Below are 8928 nucleotides of genomic sequence, written 5' to 3'. Positions count from 1 at the left end.
GGTTCTTCGTTACTTGGTATGGTTCGATAGGGGGGCATAAATCGACTAAATCCTTATCTGGTAAGAGACTTAATTGATTAGTTCGCTCTAGATCAAAAACAATTGACAAAAATCGCTAAATGCCTTTCTATATAAGGGTTACATCCCTTATAACCCCCGTCTATTGCATAACACCAACCGAAGAGCCGATAATCGCAATAAATATTAAAAGAATTAAAACTGAAAACTCCAAGAGGCGGCTTTTTGCAGAGCTTGGCTTAAGGGGGTGTGAATCTGTCCGTTAGTGGCCAGGATTCGCCCCGTTTCTATCAGAAAAGGACTCTCATCGTAGGCGCTAATTTTACCCCCAGCTTCTTCGATCAGAATAATTCCCGCGGCCAGATCCCAGGGATTAATCCCTCGTTCCCAATAACCATCTAAGCGCCCACAGGCCACATCAGTTAAGTCTTTGGCAGCGGAACCGCTGCGGCGTACCCCTTGGGTCAGATGGGTCAGATAACAGAATTCGGCATAATTATTATCGGGGGTTTGACAACGATCATAGGCAAAGCCCGTCACCAGTAAACTTTTTTCTAGTTCACTCGTCCGGGAGACATGGATGGGACGACGGTTCAGGGTGGCCCCCAAACCCCTGGCTGCCCGAAATAGTTCCTTTCTAAAGGGGTTATAGATGACTCCCACTGCTGCTATCCCTGCGATCAGTAGTCCGATAGAGACGACGGATACGGGATAACCGTGGGCATAGTTGGTGGTTCCATCGAGAGGATCGATCGCCCAGAGATACTCGCTGTCCCTCCCTTGCATTTTTCCCGATTCTTCCGCTAAAATCCCATGTTCGGGAAAGTGACGGCCAATAATTTTGAGAATTTCTGTTTCTGCTCGACGATCTATTTCCGTCACTAAATCGCCCGATCGCCCTTTTTCTTCTATTGTCTCGATTTTACCCCAATTATCCTCGATAATTGTTCCCGCCGCTAGGGCGGCTTCGCTGGCAATGTCTAGGTATTTTTCTAATTGGCTGCTGGTATCTGGCACGATTAATCCTTAATCTATTCTTCATCTAAGGGTAAACCAAAACGCACTTTCCCACGGGCAAAAAAGCGACCGAATTGTAATTCATAGACTTCATCTTCGTCTTGGGTGGCTACTTCCATATCGCTACGGGCATAACTGACACAAAGTAAAGCATAACCTCTGGCTTTTAATTCCGGCGATAGTCCGATCGCTTCTGGTTGATGGATATCTCCCGATAATACCCTGACCGCACAGCTGGTACAAGCTCCATTGCGACAGGAAAAGGGTAATTGATGACTCTGTTTTTCCAGACTGTGCAGTATATAGTTATCCCCTGGAACGGTGGTGACAAATTTTTCGCCCGTCTGACGATTGTGAACGGTGATTTGATGATATTTAGTCATAGTTTAGTTAGGCGGAAATTATAGATGCAATTTAGATAGTTCTAAATTTAGGGGCTATTTTGGTCAGCCGTCTTGATTATATCATAAATCATTGCTCAAATAGTCATCATCTTTACAAATGCCCCTTGACAACTGTTAACTTTTCTTTGGTCACTTGCTAATTTTTATGGCTCTTGAAAATTCATCTCTTTTAATCTAACTGCACCGTCGATAATTGAGATTTCCTGGGAGCCAATTTGCACGATCGCATCTAATCCCTTACCGATAATTTTAACTGCTGGGGGACGACTTTTTTGTACGGTCATCACCAGAAAAAATTCCTCGCTGCCTGTGGCTAAAATGCGCTCACCTGTATTAGTTTTCTCGACTTTTAAAGTCACGGGAGTTATAAAAGTTCCCTGCATATTTGCCCGATTTTGAGTGATAGTAAAACTATTTTTTCCGAGAGTAACATTTCCCTGGGTATTCATCACCCAAGTTTTATTAATAAATTCTGGTTGCTCGACTTCACCTAATAATTTATCCATCAAGACGAATAATCCGGGGGAACCGGAGGATAGACTGTAATCGACGGCGAAAGAGCGAACTAGAGCGACTCCTGCGGGTGGTTCAGCCCCTTTAACCCTGATTTTATCAGTTTTTAACGTAATTACTCCCGAACCATCGGGACTAGATTGAAAAGTCATCGGTTTTGCCTGTCGCCAAGGCGGTGTTTTCGGGAAAATAACGGTATTTTCTGAGTTCCAGTCGCCTTTTTATCCCTCAAAACTCGCCCAATGTCCTCCTAATCCCCAAATTCTCACACTAGCGACATCGGGAAAAGACCATCCTCCCACAAAAGGTTGCTGTTTGAGATAGATACTAGCGACAAAATCCTCTTCATTTTGCCACCGATTACGAAAAGCATAAAATCCCTTTTGTTGATCAACTAAAACCCGGGAAAGTTGGCGTTCGGGATTTTCGGGAATAAGATTAGATGGATAAGCAGCGAGAAGAAAAGGGGCAATATGAGGATAATGGGGGTGAAAAAGTTGTTTTTCCTGTCCTTGTAATCGCCATTTTAGCGCTGGCAGCCATGATTTATCGGTAATTCCCAATCCGATAGTTAATAAAGACACTCCTACAAACATCTGATGTCTGCCATAAGCAGGAATCAATAATTGACCATTTTTAGGGACAATTCTGGTTAAATAATGAGGGATCAATTGGGCTGCCGAAGAACCGGTTACTAAGTCTAATCCGAGACTATTTCGATACCCTTGCAGAAAAGGAAAAACAGCGATAACCATGGGTTCGGTGCTGTATAAATCTCCTTCCGTGCCAAATCCTCGATCGCCGATAGCTGTGGTAAAATAGCGTTCTAGGTGACGTTTGGCCATTTCCACCTGTGCAGAGGGAGAATAGAGAGAATCGGGCGGTAAATCTTCCTTGAGAATCGCTAAACTGGCTAATCCTGCCGCACCTCTGGCCCGCGCATTCCAGTTACTAACTGCCTCTCCATTCCATCCATCTTTGGGTGAACCACCTTTGAGAAGTTTTTTACTTTCACTGGATAACCAGCGAGTAATTTCCCGTTGGCGCTTTTCTCCCCAAAAATCATAACAAAGATCCTAGGCGAGAGCGACTCCAGCGACAATTGGTGCTTGTTCTAAGACTCTCCTTCCCCGATTTTTACGGGTTTTTTCGATAATTTCCCAGGCGGTTTCTGCTGATTTTCTATCTTGATTTAAAATTGCTAAAAAACAATGACCTGTGGCATGATAACCCCCATTAGGAACATAACCATCGTCATAAATTTTTTCCTGTAAACTGTTGTTTAATTGAGCGATAATAGTTTGACCGATGGGAGTTTTTGCTTTTTCTCCGAGATTAGTTAATTCTGACTTGCGAAAGATTAAACGGGGATGTTCTCGCGGTTGTAGGGGTTGGTGATTAGGGACAGGATTAGGCCATAAAGGGGAAATTGTGCCATTAACTTGGTTTTGTAGTCTTCTTCCCCCTAAAGTGCCTTGATAACTGCCGATAAGTTGGTCTTGGTAGGGGACAATTTCGATATTATAGATAGCTTCCCTGACTTCCGCTTGCCAAGGGTGAGTTTGAATGTTCATTTTCACCTGTAATCGCCAAGCATTGTCTAATTTAATCGCTTTTACCGTACCTTGGTGATCCACTTCTTTATTGAATTTGAGCGCATATCCCCACACCGACGGCTGACAAACAGCGTGATCACAGCTTAAATCTAGGGTAAGATTTTGATCAACGGGTTGATCTTGCCACAGTTTCCAAACACCATTTTTCAGGGTTAAACGAAGGTTGCCGGTTAATAGTTGCGGATCGATGGTTTCTTGACTTGGTGCGCTTGTACCACCTAGCAAAAGTAAGGGAATGGCCGCTAAAAAAGGAGATATTTTTATATTAAACAAGCGAGGGGAAATATCAGGTATTCTAGGAAGAATAATTTCCAAATAAATTGGTAGAATTGGCTGATTTCGCTTTTATCTTCTAAATTTACCCCGCGACTACGCCACCAAAGAAGAACAAGTAGGAGCAGATGGGCGACAATGGCCAGAGAAGAATTAATTCCGTTTATCCCCAAGAGACCGACGGCAATCATCCCCGCATAACATAGAGAAATTGTCAATAGGGAAATTGTTAAGATTTTTTGAGGACCGAGAAGCAGGGTAAAAGTGGTAATTTGGTAAATGCGATCGCCTTCTAGGTCAGGAACATCCTTGAAAATAGCGATCGCAACGGTGAAAACGAGAACAAAAGCTGTTAAAACCCAGACCGAGGGATAGATAGACTGATTTTGATTAATAACTGTGTTGTAGTGGCGAAAAAGACCTAAATTAACGATGACACCTCGGACGGTAAAAATACAGAAGGCGGACCAGAGGGGAAAGCGTTTTAAACGCACTGGTGGCAAGGAATAGGCAGTGCCGATGAGTAAACTAATCCCCACGGTGATTAACAGCCAAAAACCACCGATAAAAGCCAGTATAATTGCTAAAATACCGCTTAAAACCACGATTAACCGTCCTGTTAACCGAGAAAATTCGCCCTTGGCGAGGGGAAGCTGGGGTTTATTGATTTTATCGATGTCGATGTCTTCCAACTGATTTAAACCGACGATATAGACATTACCAGCAAGACAAGCGACCCAAGTGAGCAATAAAACCGACCAATGGCTAAAAAAATCGCTAATATTGCCCAAAGCAATTAAATAGAGACTTAAAACACTTAAAGAAGTGCCGATAATCGTATGGGGACGGGAAAATTTCCAGAGACTCCCTAACCAGTGGAGAAAGTTAGGCTGGGGATGGTTAACTGGAAGAAAAGGAGCTTGATTCATCAGACCTCTTGTAAAAATCAAAAATTGTCGTGGTTGGTGAGGAGTCAGTGGTCAGTAGTCGGTCGTCAGGAGAATTAAGAATGAATAATAATCAATTAAATGGTCTATTTAGATATTTTATGCCACTTAATCCTTATTTTTGACGTTTTTAAACCCTCAAAAATCAATTATGCAAGAGGTCGATCAAAAAAAATCAATCCGAGGACAAGTAATCTGTTAAAATGATAATCCAGACTCAAACCCTGTGGAGAGGTGGCAGAGTGGTTGAATGCGGCAGACTCGAAATCTGCTTTAGGGTAACACCTAACGTGGGTTCAAATCCCACCCTCTCCGTTGAACTGATAATTTAGTGCTGTCGTTCTCAGCCATAATTTTTGGTCAACTGTCTTAAGAGATCTAGCGTTGTCCTGGGTGGTTGGCGACTGGTAACTAAATTTAGACAACAAAAATCGACTTCTTCACTTTTTCATTGCCAGGGTCAAACCATCACCAATAGGAATAATACTGATATTGACCCGTTGATCCTGCTGAATTTTGGCATTAAGTGAACGGATAATTTTGGTGCGATTATCGGTGCTATCGGCCGCCGCTACTCGTCCCGACCAAAAAACATTATCGATGGCGATAATTCCGCCGCTTCTGACCAATTGTAACGCCCGTTCGTAGTAGGGATCATAATTACTTTTATCGGCATCGATAAAGACAAAATCAAAACTATTACTTTCTCCCCCGGCGATTAATTGATCTAAAGTCTCCAGGGCCGGGGCAATTCTTAAATCGATTTTATCGGCGACACCGGCCTGCTGCCAATAACGGCGGGCTATACTGGTATATTCTTCCCTTAGATCACAGGCGATCAGCTTGCCTTCTGGGGGTAAAGCTAAGGCCACCACTAGAGAACTATAACCGGTAAAAACCCCTATTTCTAGGGTTTTTTTCGCCCCGATCGCCTGTACCAAAAAAGCCATAAACTGACCTTGTTCGGGGGCAATCTGCATGACTGCTAGGGGTTGAGAGGCAGTTTCTTGACGTAATTGAGCTAAAATAGGAGATTCTCGCAGACAGATAGATTGATAATAGGAATAAAATTGTCGATCGAGTCCAAGAGTTTGATTAGCCATAAAAAAATTGCTAGTGGATAGAGTTATCGAGTAAAATTCTGGGTAATCTGAAGCTAGAGAGAGCGTATTGGTTGACCAAAAAGGAAGACTTGGCAGGAAGCAAATCATGATGAAACCCGACTCGGATCATCTCTTTAACGAGGATCTCGAACAGCTGTTAGAGAGTTTAGAAGACAAAGACGCCGACGGTGACGAGGCTCTAGAGGAACTTTTTGGCGATAGTATCAATTGGGAAGAATCCGCCACTAATAATCTTTATTCTACCCGTGAGCCGGCTGCCAAGGCGGAACTGGAAGATGGGGATGATCTCGCATCTCTGCTGCTAGAAGATGCAGCAGTTCCAGACTCAGAAGCAATTATAGCCATCAGCCACCCCAATTTTTACGACAGCCTCGAAGACTTAGAAGCTTTTCTGGAAAAACCCACGCCACCGGCGCAACCGCCACTACCAGACATCTTTGAATCCCTAGAGGCCTTCCTCTGGGAATCCCCAGCAGTGGACCTGGTGGCTGCGGTGGAACCTCTGACAGGGTTAGAATCACTGGAAATTGCCCCAGAAAGCCTCCTAGAGGATGAATTCAAGGATTTAGAAAAACTCCTCGAAGAAACCAATCAGGTGATGGCAGCAAATCCGGCGGCCAGTGTCAGTGCGCCAGTCGGGTCAAAAAACCTGCGTCCCCTTGTCAGTAAAGCTTTTGAACAGACGATGCGGGTGCCGATCAAACAATTGGATAACCTCAGCAATCTGATCGGGGAACTGGTGGTTAAACGCAATCGCCTTGAAGAGGAACAGGATCGCCTGCGTCTCTTTTTAGATAATTTGCTAACCTGCGTCCAACATCTGGGTGATGTGGGCAGTCGGATGCAGGATCTCTATGAAAGAAGCCTCCTAGAAGGGGCTTTACTGGCTAGTCGCAATTCCGGTGGTGCCATCGGTTACGGTAGAGTTCAGGGAGAAAATCAGGGGGATTCGGCCATGGCCGGCGAACTAGATGCCCTAGAGATCGACCGTTTTACCGATTTCCATTTATTATCCCAAGAGATGATCGAATTGATCGTACGAGTGCGAGAATCGGCCTCTGATCTTCAATTTGTCGTCGATGAAACCGATCAGGTGACGCGCAGTCTGCGACAGGCCACCACCCAACTACAGGAAGGGATGACCAAATCGCGCATGGTTCCCTTTAGTCAAGCCGCCGAACGCCTACCCCGGGCAATTCGCGATATTTCCCTGAAACTCGATAAACAAGCCAAATTAAAAGTGGAAGGGGGTGATGTTCTCATCGATAAGATGATCCTCGAACATCTCAATAGTCCCATGACCCATCTGGTCAACAATGCGATCACCCACGGCATTGAATCACCCCAAGAACGCATGGCCAAAGGGAAACCTGCCCTCGGGACCATCTCTGTCCGGGCATTCCTACAGGGGAATCAAACCGTGATCACCGTTGGTGATGATGGGGCCGGTATTGATGCTGATCAGGTGAAACGCAAGGCGATCGAAAAAGGCCTGATCGGCGATCAGGAAGCTGAACACCTCAGTCCCCAAGAAGTCTATAAACTCCTCTTTCACCCCGGTTTTAGTACCAAAGATCAGGCCGATGATTTTGCTGGTCGTGGGGTGGGTTTAGATGTGGTGCAGACCAGTTTAATCGATGTGCGCGGGACCGTTACTATTGACTCGGTACTGGGCAAAGGAAGCACTTTTACCATCCGTTTACCCCTAACCCTGAGTATCTGTAAGGCCCTCTGTTGTGTTAGTAATCATGCGCGCATCGGGTTCTCCATGGACGGAGTGGAAGATATGAAGGATTTCCGGTCCAGCGATATCCAAATGGATAGGGAGGGACGGCGCTGCGTTGTCTGGCAAAATACTTTACTACCCTTCCAACCCTTGAGCGAATTGCTTTCCTACAATCGGCAACTAAGTCGCGGTAGTTTTTATACTGGCAAACAGGAGCAAGACTCTTTTTCGATCGTGATCCTGCGCGGTGGTAATAATCTCCTCGCAGTACAGGTGGATCAAGTGATCGGTGAACTGGAAATCGTCATCAAACAGATCGAAGGACCGATTCCGAAAACGGCTGGGATTGCTGGGGCGACGGTTTTGGGCGATGGTACGGTGATGCCGATCGGCGATGTGTTAGAGTTAATCGACATCGCCAGGGGTCGTCTGCGTACCGATAACGGTGGTCCTTGGCGCCAACCTCTCCCCCCCGTAGCGGTGAAAACTAGGCAAAAATCGGGGGCTATGGTTCTGATTGTCGATGATTCGATTACTGTCCGGGAATTGCTCTCTTTAAGCTTTAGTAAAGCTGGTTATCGTGTGGAACAGGCCCGGGATGGTCAAGAAGCTTGGGAAAAATTACGCGGCGGTTTGCCCTGTGATATCGTTTTCTGCGATATCGAGATGCCCCGCATGAATGGCCTAGAATTACTCTATAATTTGCAAAAAGACCCCCAATTAGCCTCGATTCCCGTTGCTTTATTGACTTCCCGAGGAGCGGAACGTCATCGTCAGGTGGCGGCGACATTAGGGGCTAGTGGTTATTTTACCAAGCCCTACACGGAAAGAGATTTACTCTCGGCAGCTGAAAGAATGATTGCGGGGGAAGTGTTACTAGCTAATAGTATTAAAGCGACTCCTAACCCGTCTTGATCCCCCGATACAACGATTATTGACAGTAATCCCGCTAATTTCTTTGCACAATCGACTCCTCGGGTCTTGATTGTCGATGATTCGGTAACGGCGCGGGAAATGTTAGCGATTTCTTTGGTTAAAGCTGGTTATCGCATTGAAAAGGCCCGAGACGGTTTAGAAGCATGGGAAAAATTACGGGCTGGATTAGCTTGTGATCTGATTCTCTGCGATCTCGAAATGCCTCGCCTGAATGGGTTCAAGGGGTGACAAGGCGACTAAAAGGCTTGCTGGATAAGGCGCATAGCCGTTAGACCCCTAGAAAAATCGGGGTGTTTTCCTGGCTTGAGGCGGATCAAAGAAAAGGCGAGTTCCGAGTACGCGTCCATCGACTCG

Annotated in this window: 6 protein-coding genes, 1 tRNA gene and 1 pseudogene; 3 read left to right on the top strand and 5 right to left on the bottom strand. The window is 45.4% G+C overall.

Going from position 1 to position 8928, the window contains the following annotated elements:
- Positions 1 to 213: 213 nt before the first annotated feature.
- The 4 genes and pseudogenes from IM500_RS18035 to IM500_RS18010 form a co-directional block, all read right to left on the bottom strand.
- Positions 214 to 1035 (bottom strand): inositol monophosphatase family protein, encoded by an 822-nt coding sequence (locus IM500_RS18035; protein ID WP_190719261.1) that lies wholly within the window; start codon positions 1033 to 1035, stop codon positions 214 to 216.
- A gap of 14 nt (positions 1036 to 1049) precedes the next feature.
- Complete coding sequence (locus tag IM500_RS18030) at positions 1050 to 1418, bottom strand: 2Fe-2S iron-sulfur cluster-binding protein (protein WP_002760814.1); 369 nt, start codon at positions 1416 to 1418, stop codon at positions 1050 to 1052.
- A gap of 164 nt (positions 1419 to 1582) precedes the next feature.
- Positions 1583 to 3832: pseudogene (locus IM500_RS24575) on the bottom strand (hypothetical protein).
- Positions 3829 to 4770 carry a homogentisate phytyltransferase gene (locus IM500_RS18010; protein ID WP_287739236.1) on the bottom strand — a complete coding sequence of 314 codons (942 nt, stop codon included), beginning with the start codon at positions 4768 to 4770 and terminating at the stop codon, positions 3829 to 3831. The pseudogene IM500_RS24575 and the gene IM500_RS18010 overlap by 4 nt, the downstream one beginning before the upstream one ends.
- Before the next feature lie 246 nt (positions 4771 to 5016).
- Between IM500_RS18010 and IM500_RS18005 the strand changes: the two genes are divergently transcribed.
- Positions 5017 to 5103, top strand: a tRNA-Ser gene (locus IM500_RS18005).
- Positions 5104 to 5228: 125 nt separating this feature from the next.
- Here the strand turns inward: IM500_RS18005 and IM500_RS18000 are convergent.
- A complete protein-coding gene (locus IM500_RS18000; protein WP_190719285.1) occupies positions 5229 to 5891 on the bottom strand; it encodes a class I SAM-dependent methyltransferase in 663 nt (220 codons plus the stop codon).
- A 106-nt stretch (positions 5892 to 5997) separates the two neighbouring features.
- Between IM500_RS18000 and IM500_RS17995 the strand changes: the two genes are divergently transcribed.
- Positions 5998 to 8553 (top strand): hybrid sensor histidine kinase/response regulator, encoded by a 2556-nt coding sequence (locus IM500_RS17995; protein WP_502882365.1) that lies wholly within the window; start codon positions 5998 to 6000, stop codon positions 8551 to 8553.
- A gap of 66 nt (positions 8554 to 8619) precedes the next feature.
- Entirely contained in the window at positions 8620 to 8802 is a 183-nt protein-coding gene (locus tag IM500_RS24850; protein WP_502882364.1) for a response regulator, read from the top strand.
- Positions 8803 to 8928 lie beyond the last annotated feature (126 nt).

The sequence above is a fragment of the Microcystis sp. M179S2 genome (assembly GCF_020245805.1).
Taxonomy (GTDB): domain Bacteria; phylum Cyanobacteriota; class Cyanobacteriia; order Cyanobacteriales; family Microcystaceae; genus Microcystis; species Microcystis aeruginosa.
Note: the sequence above shows the minus strand (reverse complement) of the source record. Positions and strands in the feature narration are given on the sequence as shown.